Origin of the sequence: Emticicia sp. W12TSBA100-4, assembly GCF_040253585.1 — a bacterium.
GTDB lineage: Bacteria > Bacteroidota > Bacteroidia > Cytophagales > Spirosomataceae > Emticicia.
Genome location: NZ_JBELAU010000002.1, coordinates 64,672 through 88,777 on the forward strand (window position 1 = coordinate 64,672; position 24,106 = coordinate 88,777).

At 37.0% G+C, this 24,106-nt stretch carries 27 protein-coding genes; 18 read left to right on the forward strand and 9 right to left on the reverse strand.

Annotated features, from left to right (window positions below):
• Positions 1–91 precede the first annotated feature (91 nt).
• Together lolA1 and ABR854_RS02440 are read right to left on the reverse strand one after the other, a co-directional pair.
• A complete protein-coding gene (gene lolA1 / locus ABR854_RS02435; protein WP_350263757.1) occupies positions 92–739 on the reverse strand; it encodes an outer membrane lipoprotein periplasmic chaperone LolA1 in 648 nt (215 codons plus the stop codon).
• A gap of 119 nt (positions 740–858) precedes the next feature.
• Entirely contained in the window at positions 859–3,408 is a 2,550-nt protein-coding gene (locus ABR854_RS02440) for an FtsK/SpoIIIE family DNA translocase (protein ID WP_350263758.1), read from the reverse strand.
• Positions 3,409–3,653: 245 nt separating this feature from the next.
• Between ABR854_RS02440 and ABR854_RS02445 the strand changes: the two genes are divergently transcribed.
• From ABR854_RS02445 to ABR854_RS02475, 7 genes are all read left to right on the forward strand, one after another.
• Positions 3,654–4,805: a parallel beta-helix domain-containing protein gene (locus tag ABR854_RS02445; protein WP_350263759.1), complete on the forward strand. Its 1,152-nt coding sequence runs from the start codon at positions 3,654–3,656 to the stop codon at positions 4,803–4,805.
• A gap of 96 nt (positions 4,806–4,901) precedes the next feature.
• A complete protein-coding gene (locus ABR854_RS02450; protein WP_350263760.1) occupies positions 4,902–5,972 on the forward strand; it encodes an SO2930 family diheme c-type cytochrome in 1,071 nt (356 codons plus the stop codon).
• Between the two features lie 114 nt (positions 5,973–6,086).
• Entirely contained in the window at positions 6,087–6,932 is an 846-nt protein-coding gene (locus ABR854_RS02455; RefSeq protein WP_350263761.1) for an NHL repeat-containing protein, read from the forward strand.
• A gap of 28 nt (positions 6,933–6,960) precedes the next feature.
• Positions 6,961–7,314, forward strand: coding sequence for a hypothetical protein (locus ABR854_RS02460; RefSeq protein ID WP_350263762.1), 354 nt, complete (start codon positions 6,961–6,963; stop codon positions 7,312–7,314).
• Positions 7,311–8,381 carry a sensor histidine kinase gene (locus ABR854_RS02465; protein ID WP_350263763.1) on the forward strand — a complete coding sequence of 357 codons (1,071 nt, stop codon included), beginning with the start codon at positions 7,311–7,313 and terminating at the stop codon, positions 8,379–8,381. The genes ABR854_RS02460 and ABR854_RS02465 overlap by 4 nt, the downstream gene beginning before the upstream one ends.
• The gene (locus ABR854_RS02470) at positions 8,378–9,133 is read left to right on the forward strand and encodes a LytR/AlgR family response regulator transcription factor (protein ID WP_350263764.1); all 756 of its coding nucleotides are present in this window, start codon (positions 8,378–8,380) and stop codon (positions 9,131–9,133) included. The genes ABR854_RS02465 and ABR854_RS02470 overlap by 4 nt, the downstream gene beginning before the upstream one ends.
• A gap of 13 nt (positions 9,134–9,146) precedes the next feature.
• A complete protein-coding gene (locus ABR854_RS02475; RefSeq protein WP_350263765.1) occupies positions 9,147–9,746 on the forward strand; it encodes a dioxygenase family protein in 600 nt (199 codons plus the stop codon).
• 4 nt (positions 9,747–9,750) lie between these two features.
• Here the strand turns inward: ABR854_RS02475 and ABR854_RS02480 are convergent, their stop codons facing one another.
• On the reverse strand, positions 9,751–10,029 hold the full coding sequence (locus ABR854_RS02480) for an Rdx family protein (protein ID WP_350263766.1): 279 nt from the start codon (positions 10,027–10,029) through the stop codon (positions 9,751–9,753).
• Between the two features lie 178 nt (positions 10,030–10,207).
• Between ABR854_RS02480 and ABR854_RS02485 the strand changes: the two genes are divergently transcribed.
• Complete coding sequence (locus tag ABR854_RS02485) at positions 10,208–12,232, forward strand: glycoside hydrolase family 127 protein (RefSeq protein WP_350263767.1); 2,025 nt, start codon at positions 10,208–10,210, stop codon at positions 12,230–12,232.
• Positions 12,233–12,354: 122 nt separating this feature from the next.
• On the forward strand, positions 12,355–12,933 hold the full coding sequence (locus ABR854_RS02490) for a methyltransferase family protein (protein WP_350263768.1): 579 nt from the start codon (positions 12,355–12,357) through the stop codon (positions 12,931–12,933).
• Between the two features lie 45 nt (positions 12,934–12,978).
• Here the strand turns inward: ABR854_RS02490 and ABR854_RS02495 are convergent, their stop codons facing one another.
• The gene (locus ABR854_RS02495) at positions 12,979–13,710 is read right to left on the reverse strand and encodes a hypothetical protein (protein ID WP_350263769.1); all 732 of its coding nucleotides are present in this window, start codon (positions 13,708–13,710) and stop codon (positions 12,979–12,981) included.
• Between the two features lie 168 nt (positions 13,711–13,878).
• On the opposite strand from ABR854_RS02495, the gene ABR854_RS02500 reads away from it, so the two are divergent.
• Together ABR854_RS02500 and ABR854_RS02505 are read left to right on the forward strand one after the other, a co-directional pair.
• On the forward strand, positions 13,879–14,481 hold the full coding sequence (locus tag ABR854_RS02500; protein ID WP_350263770.1) for a 3-keto-disaccharide hydrolase: 603 nt from the start codon (positions 13,879–13,881) through the stop codon (positions 14,479–14,481).
• A gap of 96 nt (positions 14,482–14,577) precedes the next feature.
• Positions 14,578–15,837 (forward strand): MFS transporter, encoded by a 1,260-nt coding sequence (locus ABR854_RS02505; protein ID WP_350263771.1) that lies wholly within the window; start codon positions 14,578–14,580, stop codon positions 15,835–15,837.
• Positions 15,838–15,893: 56 nt separating this feature from the next.
• Here ABR854_RS02505 and ABR854_RS02510 read toward each other — a convergent pair whose 3' ends face one another.
• The 3 genes from ABR854_RS02510 to ABR854_RS02520 form a co-directional block, all read right to left on the reverse strand.
• Positions 15,894–16,268 carry a co-chaperone GroES gene (locus tag ABR854_RS02510; protein WP_350263772.1) on the reverse strand — a complete coding sequence of 125 codons (375 nt, stop codon included), beginning with the start codon at positions 16,266–16,268 and terminating at the stop codon, positions 15,894–15,896.
• A 156-nt stretch (positions 16,269–16,424) separates the two neighbouring features.
• Positions 16,425–18,533 (reverse strand): ferrous iron transport protein B, encoded by a 2,109-nt coding sequence (gene feoB, locus ABR854_RS02515; protein ID WP_350263773.1) that lies wholly within the window; start codon positions 18,531–18,533, stop codon positions 16,425–16,427.
• Positions 18,534–18,631: 98 nt separating this feature from the next.
• Entirely contained in the window at positions 18,632–18,859 is a 228-nt protein-coding gene (locus ABR854_RS02520) for a FeoA family protein (RefSeq protein WP_350263774.1), read from the reverse strand.
• 217 nt (positions 18,860–19,076) lie between these two features.
• Between ABR854_RS02520 and ABR854_RS02525 the strand changes: the two genes are divergently transcribed.
• The 5 genes from ABR854_RS02525 to ABR854_RS02545 all read left to right on the forward strand — a co-directional run bounded on the left by ABR854_RS02525 (position 19,077) and on the right by ABR854_RS02545 (position 21,724).
• The gene (locus ABR854_RS02525; RefSeq protein WP_350263775.1) at positions 19,077–19,739 is read left to right on the forward strand and encodes a heme exporter protein CcmB; all 663 of its coding nucleotides are present in this window, start codon (positions 19,077–19,079) and stop codon (positions 19,737–19,739) included.
• Between the two features lie 82 nt (positions 19,740–19,821).
• Positions 19,822–20,481, forward strand: a complete 660-nt coding sequence (gene ccsA / locus ABR854_RS02530) for a cytochrome c biogenesis protein CcsA (RefSeq protein ID WP_350263776.1) — start codon at positions 19,822–19,824, stop codon at positions 20,479–20,481.
• 31 nt (positions 20,482–20,512) lie between these two features.
• Positions 20,513–20,716 carry a CcmD family protein gene (locus tag ABR854_RS02535; protein WP_350263777.1) on the forward strand — a complete coding sequence of 68 codons (204 nt, stop codon included), beginning with the start codon at positions 20,513–20,515 and terminating at the stop codon, positions 20,714–20,716.
• A 97-nt stretch (positions 20,717–20,813) separates the two neighbouring features.
• A complete protein-coding gene (locus ABR854_RS02540) occupies positions 20,814–21,263 on the forward strand; it encodes a cytochrome c maturation protein CcmE domain-containing protein (protein ID WP_350263778.1) in 450 nt (149 codons plus the stop codon).
• Positions 21,264–21,322: 59 nt separating this feature from the next.
• Positions 21,323–21,724: a thiol-disulfide oxidoreductase DCC family protein gene (locus ABR854_RS02545; RefSeq protein WP_350263779.1), complete on the forward strand. Its 402-nt coding sequence runs from the start codon at positions 21,323–21,325 to the stop codon at positions 21,722–21,724.
• 45 nt (positions 21,725–21,769) lie between these two features.
• Here ABR854_RS02545 and ABR854_RS02550 read toward each other — a convergent pair whose 3' ends face one another.
• Positions 21,770–22,048: a type II toxin-antitoxin system RelE family toxin gene (locus tag ABR854_RS02550; RefSeq protein WP_350263780.1), complete on the reverse strand. Its 279-nt coding sequence runs from the start codon at positions 22,046–22,048 to the stop codon at positions 21,770–21,772.
• Positions 22,045–22,257, reverse strand: coding sequence for a hypothetical protein (locus tag ABR854_RS02555; protein WP_350263781.1), 213 nt, complete (start codon positions 22,255–22,257; stop codon positions 22,045–22,047). Before ABR854_RS02555 ends, ABR854_RS02550 begins: the two co-directional genes overlap by 4 nt.
• A 143-nt stretch (positions 22,258–22,400) precedes the next feature.
• Here ABR854_RS02555 and ABR854_RS02560 point away from each other — a divergent pair, with 143 nt between their 5' ends.
• Positions 22,401–22,847 (forward strand): LexA family protein, encoded by a 447-nt coding sequence (locus tag ABR854_RS02560; RefSeq protein ID WP_350263782.1) that lies wholly within the window; start codon positions 22,401–22,403, stop codon positions 22,845–22,847.
• Entirely contained in the window at positions 22,847–24,106 is a 1,260-nt protein-coding gene (locus ABR854_RS02565) for a Y-family DNA polymerase (protein ID WP_350263783.1), read from the forward strand. Before ABR854_RS02560 ends, ABR854_RS02565 begins: the two co-directional genes overlap by 1 nt.

Sequence of the window (24,106 nt, forward strand, 5' to 3'; positions counted from 1 at the left end):
GTTTTTATAACATATGAAATATTTTTTGAGCTCTTGATTTAAAAATCAGACTTCCAAATCAATATTACTCTCAAATATTACACGTAAATTATTATCGTAAATCAACAACTTCTACACCTGGGTATTTCTTTTTATCGAATGTAAAGATTTTATCGTCAGCAGGGGCGTTTGGCATAAATTTATCAACACGAAAAACTGTGCGTTTGCCATTTTTGTCCCATACTTTCCAAGATTTTACTGACTTATCTTTTTTATCAACCTTGATTTGTACCTTCGCTACTTTGCTTCCTTTGTCTTCTGGCGAAAGCTCAATTACTTCATACAGTTGGCTACCCTCTTTAACCTCTTCTACAAATACATATTTATAACCTTTTTTGTAAATGCTATAAATTTTTGTCGGCGAAAGTGCGTCCATTTCAGCAGGATTAAACTCCGAAACTTGGCATTCGTTGGTTTCTTTTGTATAACTGTAAAGTTCTTTACCGTTCGTAAAAACTTCTTGACCTAACATTTTTAAGCGAAACTTTGCACCTTTTACGGTTACATCACCTTTGTATGATTCGGTCAATTTTGCGTTTGTTCCTTCAACTCCGTAAGTGAAAGCCGCACTAAACGACTTCATTGTTTGGTATTTTTTGCTCATTTCATCCAAAATAGCAGTTGCTTTTTTGTCTTTCTGAGCCATTACCAAATTACTAACAATCAATAAACTCGCAGTTAAAACAAGTATTTTTTTCATCTTTATAATGGTTAATTTTCTTCTAATGATAGTATTAGATGTATTTTTTAGGAAATGGATTAAAGTATTACGTACTTCTTAAAACAATTTAGACGCAAAATTAATTCAATTGGTTGTTTTTAACGCAATTTTCTTAAAATTTCCTCCAAATGCTCCATATCTTTTACCAAAACTTCACGAGCCTTGCTGCCTTCAAATGGCCCAACGATTCCTGCCCCTTCGAGTTGGTCAATAATACGACCAGCACGGTTATAGCCGAGTTTCATTTTTCGTTGAATAAGCGATGTACTTCCTTGTTGGTGTGCAACCAATAATCGAGCGGCATCATCAAACATTGGGTCAAGTTCAGAAGCATCAAATTCTGTGGCTTCTCCTTCGTCATCGCCATAAAATTCTGGTAATAAATAAGCAGACTCGTAAGCTCTCTGAGAACCAATAAATTCACAAATATCTTCGACCTCTGGAGTATCGACAAACGGACATTGTAAACGTATCATATCAGACCCCATTGAAAGTAACATATCTCCGTTTCCTACCAATTGCTCAGAGCCGCCAGTGTCCAAAATTGTACGAGAGTCGATTTTTGAAGTAACTTTAAACGACAAACGAGCAGGGAAATTGGCCTTTATCAAACCCGTAATTACATTGACCGAAGGGCGTTGAGTAGCCACAATCAAGTGAATACCAATCGCACGAGCCAACTGAGCTAAACGAGCAATTGGCTGTTCAACTTCTTTGCCAGCGGTCATCATCAAATCGGCCAACTCGTCAATTACCAGCACTATATATGGTAAATAACGGTGTCCTTTTTCTGGATTTAATCTTCGTTGAATAAACTTGGCGTTGTATTCTTTCAAATTTCGTACACCTGCATCTTTCAGCAAATTATAGCGATTATCCATTTCAATACAAAGCGAGTTGAGGGTGTAAACAACCTTTTTCGTGTCGGTAATGATGGCCTCTTCTGCATTTGGAAGCATCGCCAAGAAGTGTCGCTCGATTTTGTTATAAAGTGTAAGCTCTACTTTTTTAGGGTCAACCAACACAAATTTGATTTGAGCAGGATGTTTTTTATAAAGTAACGAAGCCAAAATAACATTCAAACCAACTGACTTACCTTGACCAGTCGCACCCGCCATGAGTAAGTGAGGCATTTTGGCTAAGTCTGTCACGAAAATTTCGTTTGAAATCGTTTTTCCGAGAATAATCGGCAAATCGAAGTTCGATTTTTGGAACTTATCGCTCGCAATGACCGATTTCATCGTCACCATTTCACGGTTCTTGTTCGGAACTTCAATACCAATCGTTCCTTTTCCTGGCATCGGAGCAATGATACGAATGCCCAAAGCCGCCAAATTTAAGGCAATATCATCTTCCAAATTCTTGATTTTCGAAATACGAATACCTGCTTCGGGGACGATTTCGTAGAGCGTAACAGTTGGTCCAATCGTAGCCTTGATGCTCGCAATTCCGATTTGGAAGTTTCGCATCGTTTCTACAATATTGTTTTTATTAGCTTCGAGTTCTTCTTCGGTTACTTTCGTGCCAGTATTACCATATTCGCTCAGAAGCGTAATTGGCGGATATTGATAATTACCCAAATCAAGCGTTGGGTCGAAAAGTCCAAAGTCTTTCAACACTTTTTCGTTTACATCATCTGTGTCTAAATCGTCTTCAAAAACATCTTCTTCTTCCTGATTTGTTTCAATGATGAGCGTTGGACTGCCCTTAAATGGCTCATTCGGTAAAGTATTTTTGGGTTTTTCTTCAACTTCGAGCGAAAGATTCTTTTCTTCAAAAGGTTTTGGTACGTCAATATCTTCTCGGCTGATTTTCAAGAAATCAATTTTTGCTTCTTCTTTCTGTACAACTGGCTGAGGAACAGGCGTATGTCTGAAAGAGTTATCTTTAGGGTTTTCTTCTTCAAAAACTTCATCATCTTCAACCTGTACAGCCTTGCGGATGCGTTCGGTGGCTACATCTTCACGAGGGTCACGTTTGAAATATTTGGCAAAAAACCAATCGTCAATTTCGGTATAGCCGTGAAAGAAAATCAACCAACCCGCCAAAAGTAAAATAATGATAAAAATACCACCCCAGCCCATTGCTTGCTGGAAGAATTGATTGACAGCATAGCCCAAACCACCGCAGATTGTACCACCTGAGGCATCAAAAACTGTAATAAAATACCCTAAAAATATACTTGTCCAGACTATATAAAAAATACTCGAAAACGTAAAACGATTGAAACTGTATGGTAATAAATCTTTTTTTGTTACTAACCAATAACCCGCCCAAGTTGTGACAGGAATCCAGCCAAATGCCGAAAGCCCGAACCACTCAAAGATGAAAAAATGAGAGAGTTTTGCTCCCAGTAAACCAATAAGATTAGCGGCTTTTTTGTCGCCTTGCTTGATGGAAGTCCAGAAAGTACGTTGAACCACATCTTGGTCGGCATCGCCAGTAAAGAGATAAGAGACAAACGAAAGCAGTAAAATCAAAGAAAAAAGCAGCAAAAAAATGCCCAAAGCAAGTTGATAACTTTCTTTACTAACATTAAAATTAAGCGAAGCTTGTGTACCACCGCTTTTACTACTCGAAGGATTTCGGGGAGCATTGGGGTTTTTGGGTGGCTGTTTTTTGCGAAAAGTATTGTTATTGTCGGGCATCGTTATATGTAGAAAAGCAATGTATTTTAGAGACAAATATAAGAAATTTGCACAAAATATAGCTTAAAAAAGCGGAATTTTGTATTTTTTGAGGATAATCTAATAACTAAGAACATCTTTACCGAAGAATAATTCAACAAAAAGTTTTTGAAACACAAAAAACAACAATTTGACATTTATCAAATACTTATCTCAAGAAAATAATGCTATTTTGAAACTCAAAACTCTTCAACCTCTTTAACAATATGAAAAAAACGCTTTCTCTTTGTAGTTTTATCTTAGTTTCTACGGCAGTTTTTGCCCAAAAAGATATTCAGAAAAAGGTACAAACGCAGCTCATCATGGCCGAAAATGGCTCTACTATTATGCTTGATGAAGGCTCGTTTACGTTTACGGCAAGCCTTTCGCTCGAAGGCAAAAAGAATATCATCATTAAAGGAAAAGGCAAAGACAAAACGATTTTATCTTTCAAAGGCCAAACCGATGGTGCAGAAGGAATCAGAGTTTCAAATGCCGAAAATATTACGATTGAAGACCTAACGGTGCAGGATAGCAAAGGCGATGCCGTGAAAACGATGAACGTAACGGGCATCACTTTCCGTAATGTAAAAACCGAATGGCTCGGCGAACCTAAAGCCACTAACGGTGCGTATGGACTTTACCCAGTGCAGTGCGAAAAAGTACTGATTGAAGGTTGTGAAGCCATTGGTGCATCTGATGCAGGTATTTATGTAGGGCAATCGAAAGATATAATCGTCAGAAAATCAAGGGCTTATCATAATGTGGCGGGAATTGAAATCGAAAACTCGCTGAATGCCGAAGTATATGAAAACGAGGCTACCGAAAACACAGGCGGAATTTTGGTATTCGATTTGCCCGATTTAATTCTGAAAAAAGGAGGCAATACGAAGGTTTATAAAAACAATATTCACCATAATAACTTCCCAAATTTTGCTCCAAAAGGCAATATTGTTGCGAAAGTTCCCGACGGAACAGGCATGTTGATTTTGGCGGCAAACCATGTGGATATATTTGATAATCAGATAATTAATAACAAATCGATGGGTGTGGGAGTGATAAGTTATTTCACAACCGAAAACCCAATCAAAGACAAAGAATATTATCCGTATTCGGAAGCAGTTTCGATTCGTGATAATAATTTTGAGCGTGAAAAAGTAAAAGCAACTGGCAGAGGAAGGTTTGGTCAAATTTACCGATTCAAGTTGCGTTTCGGCAAAAACGTACCGCATATTCTGTGGGATGGAATCGTAGATGATAAAAACCCAAACCCTGTAATTTGCATCAAAAATAATAAAAACGAATCATTTGCCAACATGGATGTTGAGCATAATTTCAAGAATATTTCACGTGATACGAGTAAAGTTATTTGTAAGTAGAACAATTTTCTAAATTGTTCCTCGTGAAATATTGCTTTTGCAACAATTTATAAATTAAGCTCGCCAATTGTGCTATAAAAAAATATCTTAAAAAAATTGAAACGATTACTATTATTAATAAGCTCAATCAGCATTTTTGTGTTATCAGCTTTTTATCAAAAGTCTGATAGTGAGGCGAGTATGCCCAAAGAAAAACTATCTGATTATCAGTTCTTTGAGGGTAATGGTTCGGAACAAAAACCTGCAAAGGGCGTATTGCCTTATTCCTTAAATACGCCTTTGTTTACTGATTATGCCGAAAAACTTCGCTTTGTAAAACTACCTGAAAATCAAACGGTTACATATAATGCAACTGAAGTTTTGGAGTTTCCTGTTGGCTCAACCATCATCAAAACTTTTTATTATCCGAATGATTTTCGCAAGCCAGAATTGGGCAGAAAACTCATCGAAACCCGTTTGCTAATTCACGAAGAAGATGGCTGGAAAGCTTTGGACTACGTTTGGAATGATGAACAAACAGAAGCATTTTTGGAAGTGGCAGGCGATACAAAAGAGGTGAGTTATATTGATGCCAACGGCAAAAAGAAAAAGCATGAGTATGCAATTCCGAACATCAATCAATGTAAAGGTTGCCATAATAGAAACGAAAAAATGTCGCCAATTGGGCCTTCGGCTCGACAACTAAATGGAGAATATTCTGCTTGGAATATGCCGAAATCAAATGTGGGCGGCGTTCCGCAGAATCAATTACTTAACTGGCAAAAAATGGGAGTTTTAACAAACTTACCAGCCATCGAAACTGTGCCAAAAGCCGCAGTTTGGAATAAACCAGAAACTGGAAGCCTTGATGAGCGAGCCAGAATTTGGTTGGATATTAACTGTGCTCACTGCCACCGAAAAGGAGGTCCAGCTCAAACTTCGGGTTTGAATTTGAGTATCCACGAAACCGACCCGATTGCTTACGGAATCCTGAAAACCCCCGTAGCGGCAGGGCGTGGCTCGGGCAATAAAAAATATGATATTGTACCAGGAAAACCCGACGAATCAATCATTGTTTATCGTATGGAATCAACCGACCCAGGAATCATGATGCCCGAAGTTGGACGAAAAACTACTCATAAAGAAGGTGTAGAACTCATCAAAGAATGGATTAAGGCAATGAAGTAGGTTTGTTTAAAAATAGCCTTTTCATCGTTTCGCCTCACTTATTTCGCTTCTTATCAAAATCAACTATTGTAGCTTTTTCATAATCATTAGGTTTGTACATCAAATTTAATTATTATGAAAAAGCTATTTATTTTATTGACTATCAGCTTATTACTGAATCTACCTGTAACTGCACACCCTGGTACTGGCATCGTGAAAAACTCAAAAGGAGAAATATTTTACTCTGATTTAGCACGAGTTTGGAAAGTATCCCCCAATGGAAAAACCAAAACGATTGTTGTGCCAGATGTGCATACGCACGAGTTGCACGTAGATAAGTATGATAATCTCTATGGCGAGCATTTATGGTACGAAGGCGAAGCAAGCGATAAATGGAAGCATTTTGTGTGGAAATATGATGCCAATGGAAAATATACAAAAGAGATACCCAATTCAGATGGTTTCCTGAACAATTATAGCTTTAATCGTGATTCGGCTGGGAATATGTATTGGATAGAACGAGGGAAAACTGAAAGTTTATTCATGAAAAAAGCTAAAAATAATGTGGTTGAAGTCATGCAAACTATCAAAACTACTGATGTTCGGTGGCAATTTTGCCGAAAAGATGGCATATTTTATTACATTGATGATAATGATTTGTTTCAGATAAAAAACAAAAAAGTAGAGTTATTAATAGAAAATATTGACCATAAAAAGATATCGGCAATACGACCTAATCATAGTGTTTATGGTATTTGGGACGATAAAATAGGAAATTTGTATGTTGCTCTGCTTGAAAAACGAGAAATTCGTAAAGTTACACCCAATAGAAAAGTGACTACGATTTATAAAAGTCCAGTCTCTTGGAGTCCAACTGGTGGGCTTATTGATGAGAATGGTAATCTATGGGTTTTAGAAAATAATGCAGCAAATCAAGTTCGAGTCGTATTAATCAACAGTAAAACTTTACTAAATAAATAAGATTTTATACATTTAATACTCAAAAATTATGAAAAATCAGCGATTCACGATTCTTTTAGGTTTGTTTAATTTGGTCTTGATATTATTTATTGCAGCCAGCCCACACCAACAAGATTTTGATAAAATCAGAGTGAAAGAATTTGAAGTAATTGACTCGAAAGGAGTAGTTAGGGCAGCAATCAAAACAGAATCCGATGGAGAAGTAATGCTCCGTTTGAGAGATAAAACAGGTACGATTAGAGTAAAATTAGGTGCAACTGGGCAAGGTTCGAGCCTTGTATTGCTCAATGATGCTACGGAGGTAGGCGTACACGCAGTGGTAAAAAATAAAGAAACTAAGTTTATGGTAGTGAGTAAGGACGGCAAAAAACGAGAATTATGAAACTCGAAAAACTAAAATATTGGCTGATTCCAGCTTTTTGGATAGTCGTTACTTGCTTAATGATTGGACAAGATTTGCTGGTTTATAGCTTAGATGCAAAACCCATTAATTGGTCGCACATTTTGATAATGAAAACCAAATGGCTTTTGTATATTCCACTTACTTTTATTGTGTTTTGGTTGAGTAAAAAAATACCATTAGAGCAACCAAATCTTTTCAAAAAACTATTTTATCATTTATGTATATCTCTGATAGTAAGCATATTAGCTGTTTTTATAAACTCCATCATTGTTGCATTTCTGACAAACTTTTTGCTTAGACAAAATGTTGGATTTTTGTTTTTTATGAAAAGAGTTTTTGCATTATCCTTTTTCAATGAATACATCAATTACTGGTTAATTTTGGCTACAAACAAGGCTATCAGTTTTTACCAAGATTATCAAAAATCAATCATCGAAAAAGCAAGACTCGAAAAACAACTTTCGGAAACCAAATTGAGTGCCTTGAAGATTCAGTTACAGCCACATTTTTTGTTTAATACGCACCATAATATCATTGGTTTGATGCAAAAAGGCGATACCGAAAAAGCCACAAAAATGCTCATCAAACTAAGCGATTTACTACGGCTAAGCCTAAAAGAAAACAACGAAGATTTGGTGAAACTAAAAAATGAAATTCATCTTTTGGACCTATATTTAGATATTTTGAAAATACGTTTTGAAGATAGATTATCTTGTAAAATATTGATAGGTAACAACTTACAAGAAGTATTTGTACCACCAATGCTTTTACAGCCAATCGTAGAAAACGCCATCAAATACGGCGTAGAGCCATTTGCCAAACAAGGAGAGATTGAGATTTCGGCAAAAAATACCGAAACCCGACTCATGCTTTCGGTGAAAGATAACGGCATCGAAACTTTCTCAGATTTTAAGTTTGGAATTGGGTTAATGAATACCCAAGAACGTTTGAAAAATCTTTTTGGAGAAGAAACAAGTATCAATATTTTGAGCAACGCCCCCGAGAGAGGTGTGTGCGTAACGATAACCTTACCGCTACTGAAATGACCTATAAAGTTTTGATAGCCGACGATGAATTGATTGCGAGAGAAATCTTGCAAAACCAACTTAAACGCTACTCAGAAATTGAGCTGCTGGAAACTTGTAGTGATGGAAAAACAGCCTTGAAAGCTATCGAAAAATACGAGCCTGATATAGTTTTTTTGGATATTCAGATGCCCGAAATGAATGGTATTGACTTGGCTAAATCACTGAAAGTGAGCAGGTTACCGTTGATTGTATTCGTAACGGCATTCGATAATTATGCGATTCAAGCATTCGAGACAAACGCCATTGATTATCTGCTAAAACCTTTCGATGATGAGCGTTTCGACCGAATGTTTCAGAAGGTGCTAAAGCAATTGGAATTGACCAATAAACAAGAAATTTCGGCAGTTTTTGAGAAATACGGACAGTTTTTTCAGCAAATAGCACAACCAACTTATGCCGAAATAGTGACCGTAAAAGATGGCGGTAGAATCCAATTAATAAAAATTGCCGACTTGATTTATGTAGAAGCCGAAGGCAATTATATCTCACTTCACACCGAAAAAACAAAGCATTTACTCTACGAAACGCTCACGCATTTTGAGACAAAACTAAATCCCAAAAATTTTGTCAGAATTCACCGTTCGACCATCGTAAACCTGCATTTTATCAAAGAAATTCAATCGCATTTCAATGGTGATTATTCGGTGATTCTGAAAAATGAAAAAGTGCTTCGGATGAGCCGTAATTATAAAGAAAATCTAATAAGTTAATTATCAGACGATTATGAAAAAGCTACTTCTAATTCTTTTTATTCCAGTTTATGTTTTTTCTCAAAAAAATGTAGGTGATGCTTGCGAAGACTGTGAACTAATTTATGCAGGAATGCCTAAAAAATTGTCGTGGCAGGCTTCGATTTGCAGTGAAAATGAAGCGGGCGAAAAACTCGAAATAAATGGCAAGATTTACAAAAAAAATGGTAAAACACCCGCTTCTGGCGTGATTTTGTACGTTTATCATACAGATATCAAGGGTTATTATTCACCTGCTCCTAATCAGAAATTAGCACGTAAGCACGGGCATCTTCGTGCTTGGATAAAAACCGATGTCAATGGGCAATATAAATTCTACACGATTCGTCCAGCAGCCTATCCAAATCAAAAATTTCCCGCTCATATTCACCCCATTATCAAAGAACCCAATAAAAATGAATATTGGATTGATGATTTTCATTTTGAAGGAGACCCACTACTGACTGCCAGTGAAAGAGCCAATTTTCAAAATCGTGGAGGGTCTGGAATTATGAAAATCAGCAAAAACGAAAAAGGTATTTGGGTGGGTAAAAGAGATATAATTTTAGGGGAAAATATCCCAAATTATGACTAAAACCTCATTTCCTATCGCTATGCCCCAACGATTTCTCAGGAGCAATCAAATCTCTTACCAACTGCTTCAATTCTTTTATTTCGGGAAAATGCCCTTCACGTTTGCGGTCGAAAATTATTTCTTCGTTGAGCAAAACCTTGAAACTTCCCGCAATTTCGCTTGGGCGTAGGCTAACTTCACCCAATTCGGCTTCGAAAGTTGTCAATAATTCTTGTGCCAACCATGCCGAACGTAATAACCAATGACATTTCGGACAGTATTCGAGTGTAATTTTTGGTTTCATATTCAATTTGATTTTGTAACCACGGAGGCACGGATTTCACAGAGGGTCACGGCACTTCTCAGTGTAAATCTATGTAATCTGTGCCTCCGTGGTTAATCTAAATTTCAAAAGCATTATATTTTTGACAAAATAAGAAAATATATTTCTTATTTTTAGCAAAAAAATCAACCCTATCAATATGAAACGTTTTCTCTCTCTTGTCTTTTGTCTCATATCTCTTGTCTCATTTTCACAAGTTCAAAAAGACTATCCTTATCGTGGAGTGCCGTTTACTCAGGTAAAATTGAGTGATAATTTTTGGTTGCCAAAACTCGAAATCAACCGAACCGTCACGATTCCGTGGTCATTCCAGAAATCTAAAGAAACGGGACGTATCAAAAACTTCGAGCAGGCGGTTGCTCACACAGGTAAACTTTGCACGACTTATCCTTTTGATGATTCGGATATTTACAAAATCATCGAAGGTGCAGCCTACTCGCTTCATGTAAAATATGACGCTAAACTTGATACTTACATTGACTCGCTCATCACGCTTATCGGCAAAGCCCAAGAACCTGATGGCTATCTTTATACAACCCGTACAATGGGCGACACAACTCATCCGTGGATTGGAAAAGTTCGCTACGAAAAAGAACATGAATTGAGCCACGAACTCTATAATATGGGGCATTTCTACGAAGCAGCAACTGCACACTATTTGGCTACTAAAAAACGAAATATGTTGGATATTGCCATCAAAAATGCTGACCATCTTCTAACAGTTTTTGGGCCAGGCAAAAAAGCTGTTGCTCCTGGGCATCAAGTAATTGAGATTGGTTTGGGAAAACTTTACCGAGTGACAGGTAATCAGAAATACCTTGATTTATCGAAGTTTTTTATTGATTGTCGAGGCCAGCGAAAATACGAAAAGAAAACGGGCGAAAAAGATGCAACTGTCTGGCAGACAGGAGCTTACTGGCAAGATAATATTCCTGTAACGCAGCAAACTGAGGCACTCGGACACTCAGTGCGTGCGGGATATTTGTACGCAGGAATGGCCGATGTGGCTTCAATGACCAATAATTTGGAATATCTGACGGCTCTCAATAAAATTTGGGACAATGCTTTCTCGAAAAAAACTTATATCACAGGTGGCCTCGGACAAGCAGGAAATTGGGAAGGTTTCGGTCCTGATTATGAACTATCGAATCATTCGGCGTATTGCGAAACTTGTGCCGCAATTTCGAGCGTTTATTGGAATCATAGAATGTTTATGATGTACGGCGACTCGAAATATATTGACATCTTAGAGCGTACACTTTATAACGGACTCATCAGCGGTATCGGACTTGATGGAAAAACCTTTAATTACGAAAATCCGATGGAATATAATATGCAAAAAGGCAAATTAAGTGGCGAAAACAAACGTTCTCCGTGGTTTGGATGTTCGTGTTGCCCGACCAATATTTGTCGTTTTATGCCTTCCATTCCAAGCTATGTATATGCTCAAAAAGATAATCAGGTATATGTAAATTTATTCATGTCGAACACAACTACATTAGAGGTTTTACCAAAAGAAAACGTCACGATTTCACAAACTACTGAATATCCGTGGCATGGAATGGTCGTAATTTCGGTTGACCCTGCCAATAAAAACGGTTTAAAATTTCCACTTCATGTCAGAATCCCTGGTTGGGCGAGAGATGAGGCTTTTCCGACTGATTTATACCGTTACAAAGATAAAACATCTGACAAACCTTCAATCAATGTAAACGGTCAGATTTTAGAATATACTATCGAAAATGGCTATGCAATCATTGACCGATCTTGGAAAAAAGGGGATAAAATAATGATGACCTTACCAATGAAAGTAAAACAGGTAGTGGCTAATGAAAAAGTAAAAGATAATATAGGTAAAATTGCGATTGAGCGTGGTCCGATTGTTTATTGTGCCGAATTTGTTGATAATAACGGACTTACATCTAACTTGGTAGTGCCTGAAAATCAGAACTTTGCAACAGAATTTCAGACAAATTTATTGAATGGAGTAATGACTCTCAGAGGTACAGCAAATGCCTTGAGTATTGAAAATACTTCATCAGTTTCTACTAAAACTCAGCCCTTAGTTTTGATTCCATATTACGCTCGTTCGAATCGTGGGCAAGGTGAAATGAGAATTTGGTTTCCAACCAGAATTAAGAATTTAGAGATTATGACTGAGTAGGAAAGAATAAACTAAAACTCGAATGACGCTAAACAAGCACTCATTCGAGTTTTATCAATCACATATAACCCACACTATGAGAGCTTTTACATTTCTAATCTCTAAAAATAAACCATAAAATTATGTTTTTACTGGCTTTTGCTTGGCTACTTTACGGGGCAATTCACAGCTTCATGGCAAGTAATTATTTCAAGAATCTGGCAGCAAAGATGTTGGGTAAATACTTCCGCTTTTATCGCCTCATTTACAATATTTTGGCGGTTGTTTTGCTTGTTCCAGTTTTTGGAATACAGTTTTCTACCGAAAAAGAAGTACTTTGGCAAGTATCTATCTATCAGCCTATTATCGGAAAATTTATTAGTGTTTGGGGTGCAATTCTTATCGCTACAGCTTTACAAGGCTATGATTTGCGAGAGTTTAGCGGACTTGATTTCAATAAAAACCAAGAAAAAAACGAATTCAAAAACGATGGACTTCTAAAATATATGCGTCATCCGATTTATTTTGGGGTTTTACTCTTGGTTTGGGGAATGTTCATTGCCGATGCCTCTACAAGAAGTTTGACTGGTGCGGTTGCCGTAACGATTTATTTATTTGTAGGGATTTATTTTGAGGAGAAAAAACTGATTGAAGTATTTGGTGAAAAATATAAAAGGTATCAACAGGACGTGCCAATGTTGATACCTTTTCTACGGTTTTAGTAGAAGCGTTGTATGCAACGTCTCTATCTCTCAAAACAACCTTTTTTAATTATTTTTCTCAAACTTAGGTGCTTTGCTATCAAACTTAAAATAATTGCCAACTACCGAAGCGGTATTCCCGAAGCCGCAATCGTAGGCATCGTTTAAATAAATAATGTTTGCTCCACCTTCAAAAAACGTTATTTTTAGTAAACATTTACCAAATTCATTATTTTCATAAATAGCTTCGTTTCTAACGAGTTTTAGAGTTGTTTTTTCTATAATCGCTTGATTATAACTCGGTGGGCCTTTCACAGCTTGGATTTCCAAGATAATTTTATCATTCGCAACCTGCTGCACATACATATTTCCATTACCACCATCTTTGCCAAAACTATATGCATACGAGCCAGTAGCAGATTTTAATTCCGGTTTTTCAATTTCACTTGAAGCAGTTTTTTTGATACCGAATTTCATTTCTTTCCCATTCGGACTTGACCACGAACCGCTGATTTCATCACCTTTTTTAGTGCCATAATACATTCCTGTAATTTCGGTTTTTTCACCAAACTCATGTAATGAAAAACTATCGTTTTCCAGTGAACCAATTACTTTTATTGGTTGTCCCACTCGCTTGTACATCAATGTTCCATAAACTAAATTAGCATCGAATGTTAAAGAAAGACTAATTGGAAACTTATTGACTAAACCTTCATAAGTATGTCGAGATAGCTTTGTTTGAGCGAAACTAAAACCTTCTACCAATAAAAAAACGATCAATAAAAAGATTCTCTTCATGCTATTTCTTATAAATTTGGGTAAAATTTTTCTTGAATATAACGTCTATTCATTTCATAAATTGAGTAAACAACAATATTCGGTTAAATCATAGCCAAAGATAAAGATTTTCGCTTTTCTTTGTAGAAAAATATTCTTCCATAACCAAACTATCAACACTAACACGACATGAAACTTAAATTAAGTCTCTCGTTATTCATTGTATTATCTCTCTCGGTAGCGGCTTTCGCTCAGAAAAAACAAACACTCTTTAATGGCAAAGACCTAACAGGTTGGAAAATTTACGGCACTGAAAAATGGTACGTAGAAGACGGTCTCTTGGTTTGCGAAAGCGGCCCCGACAAAGAATACGGCTACTTAGGAACAGAACAAAAATTTAAAGACTTTGAACTTACGCTCGAATTTAAACAAGAAGCCAACGGCAATAGTGGCGTATTTTTTCATTCATCAATCGAAGGTACAAAAATATCGGGCTGGCAAGCAGAAGTTGCTCCTCCAGGGAGTTCAACAGGCGGAATTTATGAGTCTTACGGACGTGGCTGGTTGATTAAACCAGAACCAGAAAAAGACAAAGCCTTAAAAATGGGCGAATGGAACAAAATGACCGTGAAAGTTGTAGGCAATGTTGTGACTACATTCTTGAATGGCACGCAAATGATTACTCTTGATGATGCAAAAATCGGTGGAAAAGATGGTTGTATTGCTCTCCAAATCCATAGCGGTGGTGGAATCAAAGTAAAATGGCGTAAAATCAAAATTAAGCAGTTATAATTATTCAAATCCATGCTCGATAGCGGGCAGAATTTTGCAGCAAAATAGATGTAAATTATTGATTATCAGCTATATACTAATAAAAACCTAAACCTTATGAATCAAGAAAAAACTACTATTCAGCATCTTTTTAGCTTGCCCGTAATTGTAGCAGCACTGGGCTATTTTGTTGATATCTATGACCTTCAACTCTTCGGTATAGTGCGGGTTCAAAGCCTTGAAAGTCTTGGACTAACGACCAAAGAAGAGGTTTCATCAATCGGAACAACCATCATTAATTTTCAGATGATTGGCTTACTTCTCGGTGGAATTTTTTGGGGAGTTTTAGGAGATAAAAAAGGCCGTCTTTCGGTACTTTTTGGGTCGATTATTACTTATTCACTGGCAAATATTTGCTGTGGTATGATTCCACACATTGAGTTTATGGATAAAATAGAAGCCTATAAGTGGTTGCGTTTTATTGCTGGAATAGGTCTGGCTGGAGAATTGGGAGCTGGTATTACGCTTGTTTCTGAGGTGCTTCCTAAGCAACTTCGAGCCATCGGTACATCATTGGTGGCAGGAATCGGGCTACTGGGTGCGGTAGTTGCTACTTTCACTGTAAAACTTTCAGGCGATTGGACAATTGCTTATTTCATAGGCGGAGGCTTAGGTATAGCATTGTTATTGCTTCGAGTTGGTGTAATCGAGTCGGGTATTTTTAAAGATGTTGTAGGCAAAAAACATGTTGAAAGAGGAAATTTCTTTGCGTTCTTCACCAACTGGGAGCGTTTTTCAACATATATGAAATGTATCGGAATCGGAATCCCACTTTGGTTTTGTATCGGAATTTTGGTTTATCTAAGCAATGAATTTGGCGAAGCCCTCGGAATCACGGAAAAAATCGACCCAGGTCTATCCATTATGTGGGCATACGTTGGTATTTCAGTAGGCGATTTTCTGAGCGGTTTCTTTAGTCATGCTCTGCGTTCTCGTAGAAAAGCCATTGGTCTTATGATGGGCTTGGCTTTAATCTGTATGCTTATTCTATTGTTTTCGGGCATGATTAAAAGTGCATCATTGTTTTATGCACTATGCTGTTTCTTAGGTTTTGGCAATGGTTTTTGGGCAATGTTTGTAACGGTTGCTGCCGAACAATTTGGAACAAACCTACGAGCAACAGCCGCCACGACTATTCCAAATATGGTTAGAGGCTCGGTAGTTTTAATGACCATCTCTTACAAATTTTTAAAGCCTACTCAGGGTATAATTATGGCAGGAGCAATCGTTGGTTTTATTTGTTTTGCCATCGGGTTTTATTCTGTACTCAAGATTTCTGAAACGCACGGCAAAGATTTAGATTTTTTGGAAGAATAAAATTTCTACAAGTATAGGAAAGCAAAAGAGCGATGAATGTTCATCGCTCTTTTGCTTTATAAATCTTCAAATCTCTCCAACATCAAAATGGCTGCTTGCGGGAGAATTACATATTTTTCGCCTTCATATTGCACTTCGATGGCGTGGCGTTGGAGATAAATTGCCAAATCACCTTCTTGGGCTTGTAGAGGCATATACTTTACTTTTTCCTCCGTTTCCTTCCACGGTTCATCTTCGGTTGGGTTTGGTAAAGGATACCCTGGCCCTACTTTTATAATGTATCCACTTTGAATTTCTTCTTTTTCTGTGACGGTTGGAGGTAAATACAGCCCCGAATTTGTTTTATCTGATGGATTTTTAGGCTTCACCAAAATCTTATCGCCTACTACAATTAATCTTTTCAATTTGTTATCTGATGTTACGCCAAGCATAAATTCAATTTTGAATGATAGAATGAATGAATGTTGAATGAATAAAAAACTACTTGTACTGAATAAATCTATCTATGCAGCAAAAATAACATTTTATGGGCTATAAAATTCTCAAATCTCTTGTCTATTGTCTCAAATCTCTCGTCTAAATCTAACTCAACTCAAAATCTGATAAACCACGAATGCAGATACATACGCTAAAACTGACATATAAACCAACTGAATGATTGGCCATTTCCAACCTTTGGTTTCACGATAAACTACTGCCAACGTACTCATACACATCATGGCAAAAACATAGAATATCAATAACGAAAACGAGGTTGCCACCGAAAAAGTTGGCTGTCCAGTTTCTGCATTTACTTCATTTCTGAGGCGTTCTTTAATGGTTGTTTCGTTTTCGGCATCAGCTCCGATACTATAAATCGTTGAGACAGTTCCGACAAAAACCTCACGTGCCGCAAACGATGTAATGAGTGCAATACCGATTTTCCAGTCATAGCCCAATGGCTTGATAGCTGGCTCAATGAATTTTCCAAAATGCCCTGCATACGAATTTTCGAGACGCACCGAAGCTATTTTTGAATCAAGTTGTGCCTGTTCGAGGTTTGGATTTTGGGCAATAACCTCCTTTTCTGCTCTTTCAATTTTATCACTTGGCCCGTAAGATGCCAATACCCACAAAACTATCGAAATGGCTACAATTACTTTTCCTGCTTCAAAAACAAAGGTTTTTACTTTTTCTAAAATCGTAAAACCTACTTGTTTCCAGCGTGGTTTTTTATAAGTTGGAAGCTCCATGATAAAGTAACTTCTTTCATTCGATTTTAGCATGAACTTCATCAGCCAACCAGCCAAAAGTGCCGAGAAAAAACCCAACAAATAAAGACCCATCAAGGCCACACCTTGCATGTTGAAGAAGCCCAATGCCTTAGTATTTGGCACAACGAGAGCAATCAGAATCGTGTAAATAGGCAAACGTGCCGAGCAGCTCATCAATGGCGTAACCATTATCGTAATCAAACGGTCTTTCCAAGAGCCAATCGTGCGAGCCGACATAATGGCTGGCACCGCACAAGCCATACTTGAAATAAGCGGTACGACTGATTTTCCACTCATACCAAATCTACGAATGAGTTTGTCCATCAAAACTACCACACGAGCCATATAGCCCGATTCTTCAAGAATTGAAATGAAGGCAAACAAAAACGCAATCTGTGGAATAAAAATCAGCACACCACCTATGCCCGCCACCAAACCATCGGTAAGTAAGCTAACCAATTGATTATCAGGTAGATTTGATTTCAGAAAATCGTTTACCATTGCTACTCCTTGGTCAATCAAGTCCATCGGAGCTTCGGCAATTGTGAAAACCGACTGAAAAATCAAGAATAAAATGCCCAAGAAAATCACATATCCCCAGATTTTATGCAGCAAAATGTGGTCGATTTTTTCAGAAATTGTTTCTTTTTTTGTGCCTTCTTCAATAACTACTTCTGCAAGCGTACCGCTAATATCACGGTAGCGTTCAATGGTTTCGCTTGATTGAAATTTATCGGCATTGAAATTGTGTTTCTTTACAATTTCCTCTAAATCCTTTTGTTGATTTTCGCCCAAAAACATTAATTTTTGAGCTTGTGCAGCGTATTGAAGAGCTAAATATTTATTTTCAACTCCAAATTTTGATTTGACCTCAGCAAAAACTGCCTCTGTTTTTTTATCAAAACTCGGTGGATTAATATGTGTCTTTTTGTGTTGAAGCTGATTAAAAATAGTGTGTTTCAAACCCTCAATTCCGATACCTTCACGAGCGTTGAGTTCGACAACTGGAATACCAAGAATCTTTGAAAGTTTGCCTGAGTTGATAGAAATCCCCGATTCTTCGGCCACATCGAGCATATTCAGTGCTAAAATTGCAGGTACACCCAAATCACTGATTTGCTCAAAAAGTAACATGTTTCGCTTCAAATTTGAGGCATCGGCCACTACAACAGCTAAATCAGGATAATCAGGATTTTTCGGATTGGCCAGCACTTCAAGCACTACCTGTTCATCAAGTGAATTTGGGTAAATGCTATATGTTCCAGGAAGGTCAAGAATCTCAACGTCCATACTTCCGCTCAGACGGCAAAATCCTACTTTTTTATCTACCGTTACCCCTGGGAAATTACCAATTTTTTGACGCAACCCAGTGAGTTGATTAAAAAGCGATGATTTTCCCGAATTCGGATTGCCAAGAAGTGCAACAACTTGTTTATTTTTCACAAAATTACTGGTCAAAAGAAAGTCCAAAGATGATGGACTATGATTTTTAATTAAATATATTGTCTAAAAACATAGCATAATTTGCTATTTTCAGTTGGCTATTTCAAAACAATCGTTGCCGCTTCTCTTTTTCGCAGCGAAAGATGATAGCCAGCCACCGTAATCCCCACAGGACAACCCAACGGAGCAATAAAGTCGAGACTTACTTCAGTATCGGGCAAACAACCCATTTCGAGTAACTTCAACGACATTGCATCATCTTTGAAATGATTGATGATTCCCTTCTCTCCTATTTTTAAATCGGCAACAGTTTTTTCGGCTTGCACTTTATAGTTTATTTAGACTGATTTCAAATAAACGTAAAATTACCTTTTTTGGTTCTAAAATAAAAATGATTTTCGTCAGTTGTTATATCAATCCAAAAACAGAAAAATTATAGAAAAAGAATAAAAATCATAAAAAAGCTATTTGTTTGAGTAGTATCTTTGCAGTCACCGAACAATTTCGGAAATCGGACTGCCGATGCAGTTGTTCTACAAAACTATGCAGGAACTCAAAGCACTTATCGAAAAAGAAATCAGACTCGAATGGCGACAACGCTATGCCCTCAACGGTATGATTCTCTATATCGTAAGCACGGTTTTTGTCTGCTACATTAGTTTTGCTCTGAAAATCAAGGGGATGGAACCCATCACTTGGAACACACTTCTTTGGATAATTTTACTTTTTACAGCCGTCAATTCAATCACAAAAAGTTTTACACAAGAGCGAGCTGGCCGACAACTTTATTATTACACACTGGCGAGTCCGCAAGGAATTATTCTCTCAAAAATCATTTATAATATTGTATTGCTTCTAACATTGTCATTGATAGGCTTGTTTATTTATATCGTTTTTTTGGGAAATCCTGTGCAGAATCTGGTGATGTATCTGACGGCCATCATACTCGGAGCAATTGGTTTTTCTTCAACATTAACGATGGTAGCTGGCATTGCCTCAAAAGCAGAAAATACTTCTACTTTGATGGCAGTTTTGAGTTTTCCAATCATTTTACCAATGCTTTCGATGCTCATCAGGCTCTCAAAAAATGCAATGGATGGCTTAGAGTGGAACACCAGTTACGACGAAATTTTGATTTTATTGGCAATTGATGCCATTGTGATAGCAATTAGTTATTTACTCTTTCCTTTTTTGTGGAGGAGTTAATAATAATGTGAGAATGAATGAATTAGTGAATGATTGAATATTCCTAACTTAAAAAAATTCCCATTGGGGAGCAGTAGTTTATATGAAAAAAACTTGGTGGAAAATTTTGTGTGTAGTGATACTTTTCTACACAATTATTCAGGGACTTGGTGGCATTGTGCCACGTCAGCCGATATTAAATGAAACTATTCGTAATGTTTATTTCCATGTGCCATTGTGGTTCGGAATGATGACATTAATGACTGCTTCTATGTGGTTTGCGATTAAATATTTACGCAACGGAAATATCCAAGACGATGAATATTCAGTCGAATTTGCCAATGTGGCTATCTTTTTTGGCATTTTGGGCTTTATGACTGGCTCACTTTGGGGACAATATACTTGGGGAGATTGGCTTCCGAAAGACCCAAAAATCATTGCCGTTGAGGTTGGACTTTTGATATACTCTTCTTACTTCATTCTAAGAAGTTCGTTTGAAGACGAACAACGAAAAGCCAGATTATCAGCTATTTACAATATTTTCGCATTCGCAACATTCATTCCATTGGTTTGGATTTTACCAAGACTGACCGATTCACTTCACCCAGGAAATGGCGGAAATCCAGCCTTCGGTAAATACGATATGGATAATTCGATGCGAATGGTTTTTTATCCTGCCATAATAGGTTGGACACTCTTGGGCGTTTGGATTACGAGTTTACGCATTCGCCTACGTGCTATCGAACGATTGGGTTCAAACTAAATCTTTGTTTTACCGTTAAATTTCAACAATAATGAAAAAATTCATATCATTTTTAGTAGTGCTTCTTACATCATTCAGTGTGTTTGCACAAGAAGAAGTACAAATGGCAGACCAAATGCGTGCTGATGGCAAAATTTGGGTAGTTGTGGGCGTAATTGCCATCGTATTTGTCGGAATTATTGCTTACTTAGTTTTGTTAGATAGAAAGATAAGTAAGATTGAGAAAGGTCTGTAAGTCGACAGTCAGCAGTCGATAGAAAGACAAGAAATTGCAACATTATTTTCAACAAAAACTATTGTCTGTGGTCGGTTGACCGTGGACTTTCAACAATATGAAAAAATCACATATCATAGCACTCGGAATCATTGCGGTGGCAATCGCAATCATCATTTCAACTGTTGGTGATGCCAGTACTTACGTAGGTTTCAGCGAGGCCGAACAAGTAGCTAAAGAAGGTAGCACCAAATCAATGCACGTGGTTGGATCTTTGAAAAAAGATGCTTCGGGAAATTTTGCAGGAATGGTTTACGAACCATCAGTTGACCCCAATCATTTTGAATTTGTGATGGTTGACTCATTAAACTATGAATCAAAAGTAGTTTATAACCAACCAAAACCAACAGATTTAGATAAATCAGAGAAATTGGTAGTTGTTGGTAAAATGGACTTAGAAAATAAGTGTTTCAAGGCAGACCAAATTTTATTGAAATGCCCATCGAAATACAATAACCAAAAGGGTTTAGAAGCCGAAGAACCAGCAAAAGCGGTTTCGATGAAGTAAAAATATGTAGGGGCTTATCGCATAAGCCTTTTTCGAGAATTTGCTTTTAATATTCAAAAATGACTATTCTATTCGATGGTGTTTGTAATTTTTGTAATGCTTCTATCAATTTCATTATTGACAGAGATAGTAAAGGCATCTTCAAATTTGCGGCCTTACAATCAGAAATTGGTCAAGAATTACTCAAGGAATTTGGCTTAAAAACCAGCGATTCGGAAAGTCGCACTTTTGATAGCATTGTGGCCATTGAAGGTGATAAAGTTTATCAGAAATCAGATGCGGCTCTCGAAATAGCTCGTAGAATGGATGGAATTTGGAAGATTTTTTATGTTTTCAAAATCATTCCAACTTTTCTCCGAAATCCTATTTATGATTTAGTAGCTCGCAATCGTTATCGCATTTTTGGTAGAACTGATGCTTGCCGCATTCCGACACCTGAATTGAAAGCAAGGTTTTTATAAGATATTTCAACAAAAAAATCCAGCGAGGCTCGCTGGATTTTTTTGTTATTCATAAACTTCTTTGCGGTGAGCAATTTTAGCAACGGTTATGGTAATAATATTGTCTTGAATCGCATAAACTATTCTGTAATCCCCAACTCTGATTCTGTAAAGTGGTTTAAGTTTTAAGTTGGGTACTTTAAAATTAGTAAGCCTTTTATAGCCATGTGGCCTTGGATTATCTTCAAGATTTCCTATTTTATCAAATATTTCATCTTGTACATCGGTTGGCAACTTTCTAATTTCTCTTTCAGCACTTGCCGTGAATACTATTTGGTATTTCATTTACTTACACGTTGTGCTAAAATTTCCTTCTTTAGTTCTGCAAAAGGTTTAGTTGGCTCATCTTGCCTCTCAAATACAGTTACGGTATCTATCAAATCTTCAAACAAATCTTGCATTTGTTTGTCTCTCAAATCAAACTGAACAGCTACCTTTTTACCTTTTGAGTCAGTCAAAAAGCTTATATTTTTCTTTAGTGTTGCGACTGTCATGATAATCTAATAAATTTTACTACAATTTATAAATCTTGATTTTTATACACAATAAAAACTTCAACTTTCCACAAATTACTTAAGATATTTACCCTAACTAACCACAAAATCAATATCTTAGCAATATTATTTTCATCAACGCTATGTCAGTCATCCAGATACAAGATTCGACCATTGATATTACGCCTCTTTCTGCCGAGACAGCATTGAGGTTGCCTTTTGTTGATATCGGAATCAGTGCGGGGTTTCCTTCGCCTGCTCTTGATTTTACTGAATTATCTATCGACCTCAACAAATATCTTATCAAAAACAAGCCTTCTACTTTCTGCGGGTTTGTAAAAGGTCATTCGATGAAAAACGTTGGAATTTTCGATGGTGATATTCTGATAATTGATAAAAGTTTAGAACCCATCAATAATAAAATTGCAGTCTGTTTTATTGATGGAGAATTTACGCTCAAGCGAATCAGAATTGAAAAAAAACAATGCTGGCTACTTGCCGAAAACGAAGATTATAAACCTATAAAAGTTACCGAAGAAAACGATTTTATTATCTGGGGAATCATTACTTTTTCTATCAAATCTTTCTGATGTTTGCCTTAGTCGATTGCAATAATTTTTACGCATCATGCCAACGAGTTTTTCAGCCAAACCTCGTCGGCAAGCCTATTGTTGTGTATTCTAACAACGATGGTTGCGTAATTTCTCGGAGCAATGAAGCAAAAGCATTAGGTGTTCCGATGGGAGCAGCGGCCTATCAGTGGGAAAAGTTTTTCGAGCAAAATGGCATTGTGGTTTTCTCGGCAAATTTTACTCTTTATGGCGATATGAGCCAACGAGTAATGACCATTTTGAATGATTTTAGTCCAGAAATGGAAGTTTATAGCATCGACGAGGCTTTTATCAAATTTGAAGGCTTTGAACGATTCAATCTCCAACACATAGGTGAATCAATGCACCACCGAGTAACAAAAGGCACAGGCATACCTATAAGTGTGGGCATTGCTCCAACCAAATCACTGGCAAAAATAGCCAACCGAATAGCTAAAAAATTTCCTGAACACACCAATAACGTTTATCTGATTGATGATGAAGAAAAACGGATAAAAGCCCTAAGATGGCTAAAAATAGAAGATGTATGGGGAATTGGCCGTAAACACACCAAGCGTTTGCAAGCCATTGGCGTAAAAACAGCTCTCGATTTTACGATGCTTGATGATAGATGGGTACAGGAAAACATGGCGATTGTAGGCCTACGCCTAAAACGTGATTTAGAAGGAAAACCTACGCTCGATTTAGAAGAAGCTCAACAAAAAAAGAATATCGCCATTACTCGTTCATTTGAGGGCAATCATGCCGAACGAGATTTTTTGGAAGAACGTATTTCAACTTTTGCAGTTACTTGTGCCGAAAAGCTACGTTTACAAAAATCTTGCTGCAATTCGGTCATAGTATTTATTCAAACCAATCGCCATCGCATTGATTTACCGCAATACAACCGAAATATTGTGTTTAATTTACCATTTCCGACCAATTCGAGTATCGAAATTTCAAATTTTGCTTTGCAGGCTCTGTCAATTATTTTTCGGGAAGGTTACGAATATAAAAGAGCGGGTGTAATTGTGCAAGACTTTACCGATGAAGACACAACGCAAATCAATCTCTTTGAAAACAGCGATGAACGTCACAAAAAATTGATGCAATCTATTGATAAAGTTAATGCAATGTTTGGCCAGCAAAAAATAAGACTCGGGTCGCAAGACCCTAAAAAAGTTTGGAAAATGAAGCAAGAAAAACTTTCACCCAACTATACCACAAAGCTATCTGATATCATTGTGATTCGGGTATAA

Coding starts and splice junctions, on each gene's coding strand:
- lolA1 (WP_350263757.1), bottom strand. CDS start 739: ATGAAAAAAATACTTGTTTTAACTGCGAGTTTATTGATTGTTAGTAAT.
- ABR854_RS02440 (WP_350263758.1), bottom strand. CDS start 3,408: ATGCCCGACAATAACAATACTTTTCGCAAAAAACAGCCACCCAAAAAC.
- ABR854_RS02445 (WP_350263759.1), top strand. CDS start 3,654: ATGAAAAAAACGCTTTCTCTTTGTAGTTTTATCTTAGTTTCTACGGCA.
- ABR854_RS02455 (WP_350263761.1), top strand. CDS start 6,087: ATGAAAAAGCTATTTATTTTATTGACTATCAGCTTATTACTGAATCTA.
- ABR854_RS02460 (WP_350263762.1), top strand. CDS start 6,961: ATGAAAAATCAGCGATTCACGATTCTTTTAGGTTTGTTTAATTTGGTC.
- ABR854_RS02465 (WP_350263763.1), top strand. CDS start 7,311: ATGAAACTCGAAAAACTAAAATATTGGCTGATTCCAGCTTTTTGGATA.
- ABR854_RS02470 (WP_350263764.1), top strand. CDS start 8,378: ATGACCTATAAAGTTTTGATAGCCGACGATGAATTGATTGCGAGAGAA.
- ABR854_RS02475 (WP_350263765.1), top strand. CDS start 9,147: ATGAAAAAGCTACTTCTAATTCTTTTTATTCCAGTTTATGTTTTTTCT.
- ABR854_RS02480 (WP_350263766.1), bottom strand. CDS start 10,029: ATGAAACCAAAAATTACACTCGAATACTGTCCGAAATGTCATTGGTTA.
- ABR854_RS02485 (WP_350263767.1), top strand. CDS start 10,208: ATGAAACGTTTTCTCTCTCTTGTCTTTTGTCTCATATCTCTTGTCTCA.
- ABR854_RS02490 (WP_350263768.1), top strand. CDS start 12,355: ATGTTTTTACTGGCTTTTGCTTGGCTACTTTACGGGGCAATTCACAGC.
- ABR854_RS02495 (WP_350263769.1), bottom strand. CDS start 13,710: ATGAAGAGAATCTTTTTATTGATCGTTTTTTTATTGGTAGAAGGTTTT.
- ABR854_RS02500 (WP_350263770.1), top strand. CDS start 13,879: ATGAAACTTAAATTAAGTCTCTCGTTATTCATTGTATTATCTCTCTCG.
- ABR854_RS02505 (WP_350263771.1), top strand. CDS start 14,578: ATGAATCAAGAAAAAACTACTATTCAGCATCTTTTTAGCTTGCCCGTA.
- ABR854_RS02510 (WP_350263772.1), bottom strand. CDS start 16,268: ATGCTTGGCGTAACATCAGATAACAAATTGAAAAGATTAATTGTAGTA.
- ABR854_RS02525 (WP_350263775.1), top strand. CDS start 19,077: ATGCAGGAACTCAAAGCACTTATCGAAAAAGAAATCAGACTCGAATGG.
- ccsA (WP_350263776.1), top strand. CDS start 19,822: ATGAAAAAAACTTGGTGGAAAATTTTGTGTGTAGTGATACTTTTCTAC.
- ABR854_RS02535 (WP_350263777.1), top strand. CDS start 20,513: ATGAAAAAATTCATATCATTTTTAGTAGTGCTTCTTACATCATTCAGT.
- ABR854_RS02540 (WP_350263778.1), top strand. CDS start 20,814: ATGAAAAAATCACATATCATAGCACTCGGAATCATTGCGGTGGCAATC.
- ABR854_RS02545 (WP_350263779.1), top strand. CDS start 21,323: ATGACTATTCTATTCGATGGTGTTTGTAATTTTTGTAATGCTTCTATC.
- ABR854_RS02550 (WP_350263780.1), bottom strand. CDS start 22,048: ATGAAATACCAAATAGTATTCACGGCAAGTGCTGAAAGAGAAATTAGA.
- ABR854_RS02555 (WP_350263781.1), bottom strand. CDS start 22,257: ATGACAGTCGCAACACTAAAGAAAAATATAAGCTTTTTGACTGACTCA.
- ABR854_RS02560 (WP_350263782.1), top strand. CDS start 22,401: ATGTCAGTCATCCAGATACAAGATTCGACCATTGATATTACGCCTCTT.
- ABR854_RS02565 (WP_350263783.1), top strand. CDS start 22,847: ATGTTTGCCTTAGTCGATTGCAATAATTTTTACGCATCATGCCAACGA.